This is a genomic window from Lentzea sp. NPDC051838 (assembly GCF_040681245.1).
Classification (GTDB): Bacteria; Actinomycetota; Actinomycetes; order Mycobacteriales; family Pseudonocardiaceae; genus Lentzea.
Genome location: NZ_JBFAYI010000007.1, coordinates 269,087 through 282,622 on the forward strand (window position 1 = coordinate 269,087; position 13,536 = coordinate 282,622).

Annotated in this window: 11 protein-coding genes; 6 read left to right on the plus strand and 5 right to left on the minus strand. The window is 68.0% G+C overall.

The window, feature by feature from the left end:
- Nucleotides 1-42: 42 nt before the first annotated feature.
- Complete coding sequence (locus AB0M24_RS19430) at nucleotides 43-645, minus strand: hypothetical protein (protein ID WP_363769083.1); 603 nt, start codon at nucleotides 643-645, stop codon at nucleotides 43-45.
- A gap of 173 nt (nucleotides 646-818) precedes the next feature.
- Here AB0M24_RS19430 and AB0M24_RS19435 point away from each other — a divergent pair, with 173 nt between their 5' ends.
- From AB0M24_RS19435 to AB0M24_RS19460, 6 genes are all read left to right on the plus strand, one after another.
- Nucleotides 819-1,991 carry an acetoin utilization protein AcuC gene (locus AB0M24_RS19435; RefSeq protein WP_363769086.1) on the plus strand — a complete coding sequence of 391 codons (1,173 nt, stop codon included), beginning with the start codon at nucleotides 819-821 and terminating at the stop codon, nucleotides 1,989-1,991.
- A gap of 7 nt (nucleotides 1,992-1,998) precedes the next feature.
- Nucleotides 1,999-4,656: a GNAT family N-acetyltransferase gene (locus tag AB0M24_RS19440; RefSeq protein ID WP_363769089.1), complete on the plus strand. Its 2,658-nt coding sequence runs from the start codon at nucleotides 1,999-2,001 to the stop codon at nucleotides 4,654-4,656.
- A gap of 148 nt (nucleotides 4,657-4,804) precedes the next feature.
- Nucleotides 4,805-5,638: a glutamate ABC transporter substrate-binding protein gene (locus AB0M24_RS19445; RefSeq protein ID WP_363769092.1), complete on the plus strand. Its 834-nt coding sequence runs from the start codon at nucleotides 4,805-4,807 to the stop codon at nucleotides 5,636-5,638.
- Nucleotides 5,639-5,669: 31 nt separating this feature from the next.
- On the plus strand, nucleotides 5,670-6,437 hold the full coding sequence (locus AB0M24_RS19450; protein ID WP_363769095.1) for a GntR family transcriptional regulator: 768 nt from the start codon (nucleotides 5,670-5,672) through the stop codon (nucleotides 6,435-6,437).
- 33 nt (nucleotides 6,438-6,470) lie between these two features.
- Nucleotides 6,471-10,001 carry a hypothetical protein gene (locus AB0M24_RS19455; protein WP_363769098.1) on the plus strand — a complete coding sequence of 1,177 codons (3,531 nt, stop codon included), beginning with the start codon at nucleotides 6,471-6,473 and terminating at the stop codon, nucleotides 9,999-10,001.
- Nucleotides 10,002-10,102: 101 nt separating this feature from the next.
- On the plus strand, nucleotides 10,103-10,495 hold the full coding sequence (locus AB0M24_RS19460) for a hypothetical protein (RefSeq protein WP_363769101.1): 393 nt from the start codon (nucleotides 10,103-10,105) through the stop codon (nucleotides 10,493-10,495).
- A 69-nt stretch (nucleotides 10,496-10,564) separates the two neighbouring features.
- Here AB0M24_RS19460 and AB0M24_RS19465 read toward each other — a convergent pair whose 3' ends face one another.
- The 4 genes from AB0M24_RS19465 to AB0M24_RS19480 form a co-directional block, all read right to left on the minus strand.
- The gene (locus AB0M24_RS19465) at nucleotides 10,565-10,999 is read right to left on the minus strand and encodes a hypothetical protein (protein ID WP_363769104.1); all 435 of its coding nucleotides are present in this window, start codon (nucleotides 10,997-10,999) and stop codon (nucleotides 10,565-10,567) included.
- A complete protein-coding gene (locus tag AB0M24_RS19470; RefSeq protein ID WP_363769107.1) occupies nucleotides 10,992-11,555 on the minus strand; it encodes a hypothetical protein in 564 nt (187 codons plus the stop codon). The genes AB0M24_RS19465 and AB0M24_RS19470 overlap by 8 nt, the downstream gene beginning before the upstream one ends.
- Nucleotides 11,556-11,625: 70 nt before the next feature.
- Nucleotides 11,626-12,804: an RtcB family protein gene (locus AB0M24_RS19475; RefSeq protein WP_363769110.1), complete on the minus strand. Its 1,179-nt coding sequence runs from the start codon at nucleotides 12,802-12,804 to the stop codon at nucleotides 11,626-11,628.
- A 10-nt stretch (nucleotides 12,805-12,814) separates the two neighbouring features.
- Nucleotides 12,815-13,492 carry a hypothetical protein gene (locus AB0M24_RS19480; protein ID WP_363769113.1) on the minus strand — a complete coding sequence of 226 codons (678 nt, stop codon included), beginning with the start codon at nucleotides 13,490-13,492 and terminating at the stop codon, nucleotides 12,815-12,817.
- Nucleotides 13,493-13,536 lie beyond the last annotated feature (44 nt).

A 13,536-nucleotide genomic window follows, 5' to 3' on the forward strand; every position in this document is an offset into this window, starting at 1 on the left:
GCCCGAGCGGCCTGGCTCGAGTGGCTTGGGTGGCGGTGGGCGTCAGGCGTTGGGGATTCGGTCGAAGCCTTGGGTGGCGAGCTTCAGGGCTGTGGCGCACGCGTCCAGCTCGTCGATGGCCAGGACGCTCACCGAGAAGGCCGAGGTGATGGCTGCCGGGTCGTCGGTCAGCATGACGGTGACCTGGCAGTCCTCTGTGGAGGCGCTGACCTGCCAGGCGGTGTTGCCGCCGATGTCGATCTGCTTCTTCTCGCCGTCCTGGTCCGCCACGTCCGGGACCGTGACCATCTGGGTGATGATGGTCGAGGGACCGGTGGTGGTGTGGATGCAGCCGCCATCCGCTGAGGACTTGCCGCCTGTCGCGGCTTCGATGTCCGCGGCTTTGAGCACGCCGCAGGTTTCCAGGCCGCTTGCCTTCTTCTTGGTGCCGATCTTGATGTCGCCCTGCTGCTTCTGGGCGGTGGGGTCGGCCGGCTTGGAGGGGGAGGTGCTGGTGGAGGGCTTCTTCGGGGTTGAGGTCGCGGTGGCGGGGGCTTCGGCGTTGGGGTCGGCCGAGGCTGTGCCTTTGACCTGTTCCGCGCAGCCGGTGAGGGCGGCCAGGGGCAGGGTCAGCGCTAGGAGGAGGGCTGCCGGTCGCAGGTGCATGTCGCCTCTGACCCCTGTTCAGTGGAATTGGTTCCGGGGCCCGTGGGTGGGCCGCGAGGAGGGACTGTAGGCGGCGTTGGTCGGTTGGGCACGGGGCACGGCTAACGGCCACCCGGATGCGGCTGGTGGGACGTGATCACCGGATGAGCCGCTCGGTGGGTAGGTTGCTGGGCATGGGTAAGCCAGCCGCTGTTGTCTGGGATCGGTCCTTCCTCGGGTACGACCTCGGTGGCGACCATCCGCTGAATCCTGTTCGGCTTGATCTGACCGTGCGGCTGGCGACGGCGCTCGGGGTGCTTGAGGGCGTTGAGCTGCGGGTGCCTGAGGCGGCCAGCGACGAAGAGATCGAGCTGGTGCATCTGCCTGGCTATTTGAGCGCGGTGCAGGCCGCGCCGACGGCTGGGTGGGATGTCGGGCACGGCTTGGGGACGCCGGACAATCCGGTGTTCGAGCGGATGCACGAGGCTTCGGCGTTGGTGGTGGGCGGGTCGCTGGCGGCGGCTCGGGCCATTGCGTCGGGTGAGGTGGATCGGGCCGTCAACATCGCCGGCGGGCTGCACCACGCGATGCCGGACAGTGCGGCTGGGTTCTGCGTTTACAACGACTGTGCGGTGGCCATCGAGTGGTTGTTGCGCAACGGGGTGGAGCGCGTCGCGTATGTGGATGTCGATGTGCATCACGGGGACGGGGTGCAGACGGCGTTCTGGGACGACCCGCGGGTGTTGACGGTGTCGTTGCATCAGCATCCGATGAGCTTGTGGCCGGGGACCGGGTGGGCCGGTGAGGTCGGCGGCAAGGGGGCTGAGGGGACGGCGGTCAACGTCGCGTTGCCCGCGGGGACGAAGGACGGGGCGTGGTTGCGGGCGTTCCACGCGACGGTGCCGGCGTTGCTGAAGGCGTTCCGGCCGCAGGTGCTGGTCACGCAGTGCGGTGTGGACACTCACAAGGAGGATCCGCTCGCGGACCTGTCGTTGAGCGTGGACGGGCACCGGGCGATCTACCAGGCGTTCCGGGACCTGGTGAACGAGCACGGGTTCAAGTGGCTGGCGCTCGGCGGTGGCGGGTACGAGCTGCTCAGGGTCGTGCCGCGGTCGTGGACGCACCTGCTGGCGACGGTGCTGGACCGCGATGTGGATCCGAGCCGGCCGTTGCCCGCGGACTGGGTGGCGCATGCGACACGCATCGCACCTGGCTGGCCTTTGCCTGCGTCGATGACCGATGAGTGCGACCCTGTGCACCAGCCGTGGGGCGGGGACGCGGAGGAGCCGGTGGACAAGGCGATCCGCGACACGCGTCGTGCGGTGTTCCCGTTGCACGGACTTGATCCCGACGACCCCAGGGACTGACACACCAGTGGCAGACACCCCAACAGCAGGCGCTGCGAGAGATCCGGCTGCGAGAGATCCGTTCGACTTCCCGAGGCAGTGGGAGGCGGACGTCGTCCTCAGCGACGGCGGCACCGTCCACCTGCGACCGATCACGCCGGACGACGGCGAGAAGCTGAGGGAGTTCCACGGGAGGCTGTCCGAGCGGACGCGGTACTTCCGCTACTTCGGGCCCTACCCGCGGATCCCGCAGCGGGACCTCGAGCGGTTCAGCACCGTCGACCACCACGACCGGGTGGCGCTCATAGCCCTCCTCGGCGACGACATCGTCGCCGTCGGCCGGTTCGACCGGTTGCACGAGGGAGAGAGCGCCGAGGTCGCGTTCGTCGTCGAGGACGGGCATCAGGGGCGCGGACTGGGCAGCATCCTGCTCGAGCACCTCGCAGCCGCCGCGAAAGAGGTCGGGCTCGCCCGGTTCGAGGCCGAGGTGCTCGCCGAGAACGGGCAGATGGTCCGGGTGTTCCGCGACGCCGGCTACCAGGTCAGCAGGGCGTTCGAGGACGGCGTGCTGCACCTGGAGTTCGCGATCGACCCGACGGACGAGTCCGTCGCCGTCGCCAGGGCACGGGAGCAGGCCGCCGAGGCGCGCAGCGTGCACAACCTGCTGCACCCGAAGTCCGTTGCCGTCATCGGCGCGTCGACCGACCCCACCAAGATCGGGCACGCCGTCCTCAAGAACCTCCTCGAAGCCGACTTCAACGGTCCCGTCTACCCGGTCAACGCCGAACACCGCGCGGTCAGGGGCGTCCGGGCCTACCCAACCGTGCTCGACATCCCCGACGACGTCGACCTCGCCGTCGTCGCCGTCCCCGCGGCAAGCGTTGACGAGGTCATGGACGCGTGCCTCGCGAAGGGCGTGAAGGCGCTCGTCGTCGTCAGCAGCGGCTACGGCGAGACGGGTCCAGACGGGCTGTCAGCGGAACGCAGGCTCGCGGCCGAGGCGAGAGCGCACGGCATGCGTGTCGTCGGCCCGAACGCGCTCGGCGTCCTGAACCTCGACCCCAAGGTGAGGCTCAACGCGAGCCTCGCCCCGAAGCTCCCGGCAAGAGGCCGTGCGGGCTTCTTCTGCCAATCTGGAGCCCTCGGCACCGCGATCCTGGCCAATGCCGCCGGATGGGGCCTCGGGCTCTCCACGTTCGTCTCAGCGGGCAACCGCGCCGACGTCTCCGGCAACGACCTCCTGCAGTACTGGGAGACCGACCCGGCCACAGACGTCGTGCTGCTCTACCTGGAGTCGTTCGGCAACCCGCGCAAGTTCGCGAGGCTGGCGCGACGACTCGGCCGCACCAAGCCCATCGTCGCGGTCAAGTCCGGCCGCCACGCCGTCGTCCCCGGCCTCGCCGCCACCGCCGCGAAGGTCGACGAGGCGAGTGTCCAGGCGCTGTTCGAGCAGGCAGGCGTGATCAGGGTCGACTCGCTGGCCCAGATGTTCGACACCGCGCTGCTGCTCGCCCACCAGCCGCTGCCCAGGGGTAAACGCGTCGCCGTCGTCGGCAACTCCACCGCCATCGGCCTGCTCGCCGCCGACACGCTCCTGGCCCAGGACCTCGACCTCGCGGGCGACCCCGTCGACGTCGGCGCCCAGGCCGCCCCCGAGGAGTTCGCCAAGGCCGTCCAGGAAGCCCTCAACCGTCCCGACACCGACGCCCTCGTCGTCGTGTTCGTGCCCCCGATCGCCGTCCCCGGCACGGCCTACGCCCGCGCGCTCAAAGAAGCCGCCCACAGCACGAAACCGATCGTCTCGACGTTCCTCGCCGTCGAAGGCATCCCGGAAGAGCTCAGAATGCCGGGCAAGGGCTCGATTCCCAGCTACGCGAGCCCGGAACGCGCCGTCCTCGCACTGGCCCGCGTCATCCGCTACGCCCGTTGGCGCGCCGCACCCCAGGGCCACTTCACCCGCCCCGACGGCATCGACATCGAGCGAGCCCGGTCCATTGTGGACAACCCGCACAACGAACAGCTCCTCGACGACCACACGGCCGTCGAACTGCTGAGCTGCTACGGCATCGACGTCGTCCCGTTCCGCATCGCCCACAGCGCCGAGGAAGCAGCCGAAGCCGCGGACGACCTCGGCTACCCGGTCGCCATGAAAGCCACCACCGAACGCCTCCGCCACCGCACGGATCTCGTCGGCGTCAGACTGGACATCGCGCAACAAGAATCGGTCAAGGCGGCATACCACGACCTCGCCGCACTGAGCGGCAAACCGGGCGTGTACGTGCAACGCATGGCGCCCAAGGGGGTCAGCTGCGTCCTCGGCCTCCAGGACGACCCGAGCTTCGGCGCACTGGTCTGGTTCGGACTGTCGGGTCTCGTCAGCGACCTGCTCGGCGACCGGGCCTACCGGGCAGTACCCCTCACCGACACCGACGCGGCGGAACTCGTTGCCGCACCGAAAGCCGCACCCCTACTCACCGGTTACCGCGGCGACGAACCCGCGGACCTGAAAGCACTTCAGGAACTGGTACTCCGTTTGGCCGCACTGGCCGAGGACCTCCCGGAGGTCCGCTCGCTCAAGCTCGAACCCGTTCTTGCTTCTGCCGCAGGGGCTTTCGTCAGCAGCGCGCGCATCGTCATCGGCCCACCTCCGTCCCTGCACGACGCCGGTCCGCGACGCCTGCGCTGATCGGTCTACGGCAACGATTCCGTTGTCTCATTCGCTCCGGGGTATGGACATGCGTCCGATCGCCGCCTAGGTTTCCCGGCATCGCCGAGCAGCGTCACCGATGATGCGCCGGCGCATGCCCATGATTTCCGTGCTGTAAGAGGGACGAATGACGCCGAGAGCGCTCCTCCGCCTGCTGGCGACAACAAGTGCGGCTGTGCTGCTCCTCTCCTCGTGCGCGAGCGGCGACGAGAACACGATCGCCGGCAGGGCGAGCAAGAACGACCGCCTGACGATCGCCGTCTCGTACGACCAGCCGGGGATGGCGGTGCGCCGGCTCGACGGCAGCTACCGCGGGTTCGACGTCGACGTCGCCAAGTTCATCGCGAACGAGTTCGGCGTCGAGGAGAAGAACATCACCTGGCGAGAGGCGCAGCCCGGCAACCGGGAGACGCTCCTGACCAGCGGTGAGGCCGATCTCGTCGTCTCCACGTACTCGATCACGGACAAGCGCAAGGAACTGATCGACTTCGTCGGCCCGTACTTCGTCGCCGGCCAGGACCTGCTGGTGCGCATGAACGAGACCCGCATCGACGGCCCGAAGTCGCTCAACGCCAGCCTGCGCCTGTGCTCCACCGCGGGCTCCACCTCCGCCGCGTACGTGCGCGACCAGTTCGCGAACGACGTGAAGATGGTCGAGTACGCGAAGTTCAGCGACTGCGTGACGGCGCTGCTCGCGTCCAACGTCGACGCCGTCACCACCGACGACGTGCTGCTCGCGGGCTACGCGGCGCAGAACCCCGAGCTGCTGAGGGTCGTCGGCGACCCGTTCAGCAAGGAGGAGTACGGCGTCGGCCTGCACCGCGACGACCCCACCAGCAAGCAGAAGGTCCAGGCGGCGCTGCAGAAGATGATCGACACGGGTGCCTGGCGCAAGTCGCTCGAGGTCAACATCGGATCTTCCGGCTACAAGATCCCCGACCCGCCGAAGCTGGCCCCCTGATCACACAGGGGGTGACGTATGCTCACGCCACGTGAACCGAGTGCCGCCGCACCGCGCTGATCGACCCGTTCGCGCGGGCATTCCAGAACACGGCCGAGTCCCGCGCTACTACGCGGTCAAGGCCGAGCTCTTCGACCTCGTCGAGACCCTCGGCGAAGGGACCGTCCTGCCGTCCGAACGCGAGCTCGCCGAACGGTTCTCCGTCTCGCGCGTCACGCTCCGCCAGGCGGTCAGCGAACTGGTGCTCGAAGGCAAGCTCATCCGCCGCCAGGGCAGCGGCACGTTCGTCGCGCCGCCGAAGCTCGTCCAGCCGTTGTCCCTGGTCAGCTATACCGAGGGCATGCGCCGTCAGGGCGTCGAGCCGACCCGCACGGTGATCACGATCGAGGAGATCAGCGCCGACGAGGGGCTGTCGCGCGACCTGATGCTCGAGCCGGGCGACCCGGTCGTGCACCTCGAACGCGTCCTGCTCGCCGACGACGAGCGCATCGGCCTCGAGTCGACGTACCTGAGCCTGAAGCGCTTCCCGGACCTGCTGGACAAGCTCGACCCCTCCGGGTCGCTCTACGCGTGCCTCACCGAGCGCCTCGGCGTGCGTTTCGCCGAGGCCGAGGAACGCGTCGAGACGGTGCTCGCCACGCCCCGTGAGGCGCTGCTGATCGGCACGAACCCCGCGCTGCCGATGCTGCTGCTGCACCGCGTGTCCTACGACGTGGACGGCCACCCGATCGAACGCGCCAGATCGCTGTACCGCGGCGACAGGTTCAGCTTCGTCGCCCGTTTGCACGCGGATCGTTAGGAACAGAACCAGCCCCGGTAGCGTCTGAGGATCATGGCGCTGGAACCGGAGATCGGACTCGTCGGCAGAGACGACATCACCGCGTTGGTGGAGTCGTTGATGGAACGCAGGAAACGCTCCACCCTGCCGGTGATCGTCGCGTTCGGCCCTGGTGGCAGTGGCAAGACGGCGCTGCTCGACCACGTCCGCAGGCGCTACCGCGACGCTCCGACGGCCAGGGTCGACCTCGACAAGGCCGGTTCCCGTTCGTGCAAGGACATCCTCGACGTCGCCGCCGAGCAACTGCGCTCCTACCGGCACGCCGAGTTCGGGCGCCTGCGCTTACCCCGCTACGACCTGGCCCGGCTCGCGCTGCACTCCGAACCGACGGACGACCCGCACCACCGCGCCCGTGAGCTCGCCGCGAAGCAGATGACGCGGCTCGTGGCGGTCGCTGACGCCGCCGAGGTCGTCGAGGTGCTGCCGCCCGCCCAGGGCCTCGGGAAGGTGCTCAGGCCGCTGCTGCTGTGGCTCATCGGGCTCTCCGTCGTCGCGCCGCGGCCGTTGCGCTGGCTGCTCGGCGGGCCGCGCGTCGCGAGTGCGTTGCGCTGGTTCGAGAACTACGCGGGGCGCCCGAAGTTCGACGCCGCGCTCGTGCACATGTGGAGTCTCAACCGCGCCGGCGACACGCTGGAGATCGACCGGCTGCTCGTCGCCGCGTTCCTCGCCGACATCACCGCCGCCTACCGGTTCCGCCGCTACCGCAGGATGAACAGCCTGCTGCTGCTCGACGGCGCCGACCTCCTCGACGGCATCGACTCCTACCTGCCACCGAAACGGCCACGCCCCGCCGCGAAACCGACCGACTTCCTGAGCCTGCTCGCCGAGCGCCGCGAACAAGAACCGCACGTGCCGTTGCTGGTGATCGCCACCAAGCAGTCGGCGCCCAACCTGCCCGACTCACCGGTGTTCAAGCCGGTGCACCTCGAGCCCTTCACCCTGGCGCAGACACGGCAGTTCCTCGCCGAGTGGAACCGCACCCGCAACAGCACCGTCGAGTCCGAGGCGCTCGTCGAGGAGCTGCACGAGGTCACGCACGGCCATCCGCTCGCGGTCCGGCTCGCCATCCAGCTCGTGCAGTTCGTCTTCGCACGCGACCAAGTGCTGCCGTCGGTGCGTTCCGTGTTCGACGAACGTCTGCCGGTCGACGAGACCACGACGTTCCAGGACGCCACGGTCGGCGACTACCTGCTTCTCCGCTTCTTCCAACGGATTCCGGGTGCCGAGGAAATGCCGGAACGCGAGGCGGCGCGCGAGATCTTCGCCCGGCTGGCCGCACCGCGCCTGCTCGACCGGCACGTGATCCGCGCGCTGCTGCCGTCGACGTGGTCCGCGGAGAACATGCGCGCTCTGTTGGCACAGCTCAGTTTCGTCAGCCAACAGGGCGACAATTTCGTACTGCATCCCCTTTTGCGCGACCTGCTGGCGCGCAGGCTCCGCGAAGTTCCCGACGGTCAACCGTTCTCACACATGAACGTCCACAGGTTGCTGAAAGAGCGCTACGACAGCCTCGGGCAACGCGAAGACGCGCTGTACCACGCACTCGCGCTCGGCGAAGTCCACCTCGTCGCGCATCGCCTGCGCCCGCACGTCGACGAACGCAGCGACCGCTGGATCGCCGAGCTCGCCGCCATCGCCGAGGCTCCCATGCCTCCAGGCGAAGGCGAACCGGAGTACGAGGACGCACCGGCCACGTGGTGGGAACGTCTTCGCACAGGAACCAAGAAGAACCTCCACCGCCGCTACGACCGCGTGGTGCGACCGGAGACCGGTCAGCTGGAGGACGCCGTCATCGCGACCTGGGAACTGCGCTCGCGCACCCGGATCGTGCGGCCGACGGTCGAGATGTACGACCGCGTCTTGCGCACCCACCAGGACCTCCACGGCGCCGAGGAACGCCTGACCGCTTACCGTGCAACGAAACGGGCGCTCGAACACAACACGCCCGCGTCACTCCCGGCGTTGTTGCCGCGTTCGTCCGCTACCACCCAGTACCCGTATCCGCGGCGCTGGCCCGGCCGCAACGCCGTGCGCCGCGTGGCCGTCTACCTCGTCGTCACGCTGCTTGTCTTGTACGGCGCGGCTTTCTACCTCCAGACGAGCAACAACTGCCTGCGCTACGGCCTCTACGAACCGGCAGAGCTCGTCGCGGACCTCGCGGGCAAGCGCACGCGTCTGTCCAAACTGGATGGTGTGCAATGCGTTGGCCTGAGCGAGAAACCGGGCCGTTTCGCCTACGGTGACGCGACGCTGCAGAACAACGACGACGCCGAGGTCGAGGAGCTCGCCAAGCTCATCGCCGAGGAGAACGACCGCGTCGCCAAGGTGAAGGACCGCGACGTCGTCACCATCGTCGTCGCCACGATGCTCAGCTCCGGCGAGCGGGTGAAGCGCGACCTGTCCGCCGGAGTGAACGAGCTGCGCGGCGCGTATCTGGCTCAGCGCGACTGGAACCAGCTCGACGGGCTCGGCAGCAACCCGTTGGTGCGCCTGGTTCTCGCGAACCTCGGCGGCGAGTCCAAGTACGCGGAGAGGGTCGCGGGCGAGATCCGCGCCTACGCCGAACGCAACCCGAGGGTCGTCGCCGTGACCGGTCTCGGCCAGAGCCGCGCCACCACGCTCACGGCCCTCGGCATCCTCGGGCCGTCGAAGGACAGCCCCGACGGCATCCCGATGGTCGGCTCGTCCCTGTCGTCGACGCACTTCAGCCACAAGCCGTACTTCTTCCGCGTCGCACCGGCCAACGACCGCCAGGCTCAGGTCGCCGCGCGGATCATCGAGCGCACCGACGCGTTGCGCGGACGTCCGTTGCACCTCATGCGCAGCACCGGGGACGAGTACAGCTCGGATCTCGCGGACCAGTTCCAGGACGTGCTCCGGCCGGAAATCCACGACTACGACGAGACGGCGAACCTGGTGGCCGCGCAGCTCGGCACCGTGGTGAAGGAGATCTGCAAGAAGGCGCCGAACCCGCTCATCCTCTACACGGGCCGCACCGCGGAGGTCGGCGGGCTGCTGACCGAGCTGAGTCGCAGCAACTGCACCGACCCCGTGGTGTTCGGCGGTGACGACCTGACACAGCTGGAGACGACGAACTTCACGGATCTGGAAGACATCAAACGATTCGCCGACGGCAGGCTCTACTTCACCACGTTCGCCTGGACTCCCGGCCGCGAGCCGATTGCCCAGCCGACACAACAGTTCTTCACCACCTACGAAGCCGCGCAGAAGCGGCATGCGAGGAAGGCTTTCCTTTCGGGCCCCAACGGACACATTCTGCTTGCCTATGACGCGGTCACCGTTGTCGCGCGTTCAACTGACGTTGGGGCGTCACGAGAACGGGTATTTGAGCGGCTGCGCACTTTGAGTGACTTCGCGGGCGCGTCCGGGAGGCTGACGTTCGCCCCTCCCGCCGCGACCGGCCTGTCCGGCGCGGACCCGGCCGACAAGCTGGTCGTCGGCCAGATCGTCAAGCTGGACAACGGTTTCCTGACGTCTCGATACGTCGCCCACGAGGGTGCGTAACGGGTCGGCGAAGTGACTGCGGGTCACCGGACCTCTTTTGCGCGCAGGAAGATACCGCCCGTTCGCACTCGTTTCCCGTTCAAGTCGCGGAGGTACTGTTGGTGGCACGAACTCAGGATGTCCGCAACGGTGCGGAAGAGCGGGGGTGTGCCGTGTCCTTCAAGGCGGAGTTCCTCGCTGAACTCGAAGACTGTCTGCGCGGCTACGGCGCGGTCCCGGTGAGCAATCCCGACGCGTTGGCGTTGTTCATCGAGTTCGTGCGAGCACTTCCGGAGAGCGACCAGAAGCTGCGCTGCCTCGAAGGAGTCGATCAGGGTTCCGGGTCGTTCTGGAACAACCCGGCGGTGTGGTGGGAGCAGGTGCCGCGGTTCGGCGCCGGGCTGCCGCGATGCGGGTCGGCGGAGTGCCGCAAGTTGCTGGACGACATGCTCGACGAGGCGATCAGCGACGAGATCGACGTGCTGGAGATGGAGATCCGGGAGCTCCCCAGCTGATCGGACACAGCTGGACATGCCTGCCGGCGCCGCAACCTGGTACGGCCACGGCGCCGGGGCTTCCAACTGCTACTTGACCGCGACGAGCGACTTGAACAGTTCCCGATAGCGGTGGAGAGCCAGTCGCAGGTCCTCTGTCTGTGGATCACCGTTTCCCTCGAGCTGCTTCGCGAGTGAACGGTGACGGGTCGTCAGTTCCTCGATCGCGCGAGTCACGAGGTCGTCCGCCTTGCGCACAGCGGCTTTCGGGTCGTCGACGAACTCGTACTGCACGGCCTGCCACTCGTCCTCGAGCCTGCTGGACGGCCGCTGCTCGGTGCGCTGTTCGAGGTGCTTGTCCGCGCGCTCTTCGGTGCGCGCGTCGGTTCGTGTTTCGGTACGCACGTCCGGGCGCTGCGGCGGCTGCTGCGGTACTCGCTCGGTCTGCTGCCGGCGCTCGTCCTGCTGCGGCCTGGCGGGCGTGGGCGTGGGAACCGCTCCGTGCTGCGCAGGTGCCTCAGACATCCGTCTTCTCCTTCCGCTTGGCCGTGCCGCGTTCGAGCAGGTCGGTGAACAGCTCGCGGTAGTGCACCATCGCGGTGCGCAGGTCCTCGGTGCCGGCCTCGCCGATCTCCTGGCGTTCGGAGATGTCGTGGGCCTTGCGGTAGTGGTCGAGCGTGCGTGCGTGTTCCACGGACAGGACGCTCAGCTGTGCCTCGTAACCCTCGGTGGGGTAACCGCGTTCGGCCATCAGATCGGTGACCAGACGGTCGGCGTCGGCGATCGCCTTGTCCGGCGCGTCGACGAACTTCGCCTGCACGTCTGCCCAGTGCCGGCGGTAACTCTGCTGCGCCGACTCCGAAAGCGGCTTCAGGTCGAACTCGCTGTGGCGGTGCTCGCGCTCGGCGAGCTCCTTCTCCGCGGCCGTTCTGTTGTCGCTGTGCTCGACCGCGCGGTCGTATTCAGGGCCGAACCGGTCGCGAAGCTTCTTGCGCTGCATGGCGGGCCTCAGCACGAAGGCGAGGACCACCAGCACCACGAGAACCGCGACCACCAGGCCGATGATGGCGCCCGTTGACATGGAAAAACCTCCAAGACAGGCCAAAACTCTGCTGTCCTGGAGGCTTTCCCGCGTCGTCGCAGGGGAAACATCAACCCTTGATACAAACCACCTGCTTGAGCTTGGCGACGATCTCGACGAGGTCGGACTGGTTCGCCATCACCGCGTCGATGTCCTTGTAGGCGCCCGGAATCTCGTCCACCACACCGGAGTCCTTGCGGCACTCGACACCACTTGTCTGGGCGGCGAGATCCTTCGTGGTGAACGTCTTGCGGGCCTTGTTGCGCGACATCCTCCGGCCGGCACCGTGCGACGCCGACTCGAACGAGTCCGGGTTCCCGAGACCGCGCACGATGTACGAGCCGGTGCCCATCGAGCCCGGGATGATGCCCAGCTCGCCGCGTCCTGCCCGGATCGCGCCCTTGCGGGTCACCAGCACGTCCTCGCCGAAGTGGTGCTCCTCGGCGACGTAGTTGTGGTGCGCCGAGATCGGCTCTTCGAACATGACGTGCGGGAACTCGGCGCGCAGCACGTCACAGACGAGACGCAGCATGACCGAGCGGTTACGGCGTGCGTAGTCCTGCGCCCAGTACAGGTCGTGCCGGTACGCCGCCATCTCCGGCGTACCGGCGAGGAACACGGCGAGGTCCGGGTCCGGCAGCTCGGCGTTGTGCGCGAGCGTGCGCGCCACCGCGATGTGGTGCTGCGCCAACTCGTTGCCGATACCGCGCGACCCGGAGTGCAGCATGACCCACACGTTCTGGTCGGTGTCCAGGCAGACCTCGAGGAAGTGGTTTCCTCCGCCGAGCGTGCCCATCTGGTGCAACGCCTTGTCGGCGCGCGCCTTCACGGCGGGCGTGAGGTCGTCGAACTTCCTCCAGAACGAACCCCAGTCGGACGCGTCCCTTTCGGTGAAGGCGGTCGCCTTGTGCTGACCGAACCCGACGGGGACCACGGCCTCCATGCGCGACCGCAGCCCGCGCAGTGTCTCCGGCAGGTCCTTCGCGCGCAGCGAGGTGCGCACGGCGGTCATGCCGCAGCCGATGTCCACGCCGACGGCCGCGGGGGAGACGGCGTCGCGCAACGCGATCACCGACCCCACCGTGGCCCCCTTGCCGTAATGCACGTCCGGCATCACGGCGATGTGCTTGACGGCCCACGGCAGCGCGGAGATGTTCTGAAGCTGTTGCATGGCGAACTCTTCGACCTCGTCGGGCCGAGTCCACATGCGGATGTCCACGTTCTTCCCGCGGACGACGGTTGCTGCCATGTCGTTGAGGTTAGGCGGCGTTTTGGTTGTTCCACAAAGGAGTTTCCTCGGAACTCGACACGAACTCCCACGTGCCCTTGCGCACCTTGGCCTTGCTCATGTCGCCACCGAGCGTGGTGACGAACGCGCGCACCGTCGGCAGGTCGTTGACGTCCGCGATGAGGATCGCCTTGTCGTGCAACGTGACGCTGCCGCCGCCGAGCTTCTCGCGCGCGACCGCGTCCTTGAGGAGGCCGTCACGGACCTGCTGCGCGGTGATGCCGTCGACCTCGACCTGGACGGCGTCGACCTTCGGGGAGTTCGCCGCGAGGAAGCGGAACGTCAGCACGGACTCCTGCCTGAACTGCTTGCTGATCGTCGACGCGGTGTGGCGCAGGCTTTCCTCGCCCAGCGTGACGTCGAACTTGCGGGAGCGTTCGAACGTCGTCTGCTGCAGGTCGCTCGACCAGAACACGCCGTCGAGCAGCGTGGAGCGGGTGGTGAGGCCGCCGTTCGCGAACACGATGCCCCGGACCTCGCGGTCGAACCTGACCAGCTTGTCCTGCAGGCGCGGGTCGTTGGGGTCGGTGATGATCGCGGTGTTGTTGGTCGCGAAGATCTCCGGGCACGGCAGCGGTGCGCCCGCCGCCGTGCCCGTGGAGATCGTGATCGCCAGTACCGACGTGACTGCCACGAGAAGCTTTCGCATGTGCGACAACGTATTGGTCCTGGCGTGGTGGGGCATACCCAGTT

What these genes read in the sequence shown, in the direction of transcription:
- AB0M24_RS19430 (WP_363769083.1), bottom strand. Translation starts at nt 645, where the DNA reads ATGCACCTGCGACCGGCAGCCCTCCTCCTAGCGCTGACCCTGCCCCTG.
- AB0M24_RS19435 (WP_363769086.1), top strand. Translation starts at nt 819, where the DNA reads ATGGGTAAGCCAGCCGCTGTTGTCTGGGATCGGTCCTTCCTCGGGTAC.
- AB0M24_RS19445 (WP_363769092.1), top strand. Translation starts at nt 4,805, where the DNA reads ATGACGCCGAGAGCGCTCCTCCGCCTGCTGGCGACAACAAGTGCGGCT.
- AB0M24_RS19455 (WP_363769098.1), top strand. Translation starts at nt 6,471, where the DNA reads ATGGCGCTGGAACCGGAGATCGGACTCGTCGGCAGAGACGACATCACC.
- AB0M24_RS19465 (WP_363769104.1), bottom strand. Translation starts at nt 10,999, where the DNA reads ATGTCTGAGGCACCTGCGCAGCACGGAGCGGTTCCCACGCCCACGCCC.
- AB0M24_RS19470 (WP_363769107.1), bottom strand. Translation starts at nt 11,555, where the DNA reads ATGTCAACGGGCGCCATCATCGGCCTGGTGGTCGCGGTTCTCGTGGTG.
- AB0M24_RS19475 (WP_363769110.1), bottom strand. Translation starts at nt 12,804, where the DNA reads ATGGCAGCAACCGTCGTCCGCGGGAAGAACGTGGACATCCGCATGTGG.
- AB0M24_RS19480 (WP_363769113.1), bottom strand. Translation starts at nt 13,492, where the DNA reads ATGCGAAAGCTTCTCGTGGCAGTCACGTCGGTACTGGCGATCACGATC.